Source organism: Vogesella mureinivorans (genome assembly GCF_007644035.1).
Classification (GTDB): domain Bacteria; phylum Pseudomonadota; class Gammaproteobacteria; order Burkholderiales; family Chromobacteriaceae; genus Vogesella; species Vogesella mureinivorans.
This window is the reverse complement of record NZ_VMTV02000222.1, coordinates 1-502: the sequence shown is the minus strand read 5'-3', so window position 1 is coordinate 502 and position 502 is coordinate 1. Positions and strand designations below refer to the sequence as shown.

General features: G+C 69.3%; 1 protein-coding gene. It reads right to left on the bottom strand.

Features of this window, described 5'->3' with window-relative positions:
- Positions 1–502, bottom strand: a 502-nt coding sequence (locus FLQ44_RS07895; protein ID WP_276607836.1) for a Na+/H+ antiporter NhaC family protein, incomplete at both ends; no start/stop codon positions are given.

The following is a 502-nucleotide window of genomic DNA, read 5'->3' as shown; positions in this document are numbered from 1 at the left end:
CAGGGTGCCGCCGTCTTCCAGCGCGCGCGAGAGGTTCTCGGGGGCCAGCCCGCGCTTCTCGTACTCCGGCTTAAACAGGCGGCCGGTCAGCACGATCGCCATGTACTGGTCGGCGGCGACGAGGTTGCAGCCGAGCGCGGTCGCGATGGTGGCGGTGATCAGGCTGCCGGTGCTGCGCGCCAGCGCCAGCACGCCGCGAATCAGGCGCTCCAGCAGGCCGACCGATTCCATCACCGCGCCGAAGGCCATGGCGCAGAGGATCAGCCAGACGGTATTGAGCATGCTCGACATGCCGCCGCGGCTGATGAGCTCGTTGACCGCTTCGTTGCCGGTGTCGGCGCTGTAGCCGGTGGCCAGCGCCTTCCAGGCGCCGGACAGCAGGGCCCAGGGCCGCGTGAGTTCATCCGAGCCCGCCAGCGCGACCACGCGATCGGGCTGGAACAGAACGGCGAAGATCGCGCCCAGCAGCGCACCGATCAGGATGGTCGGGTAGGCAGGAAAG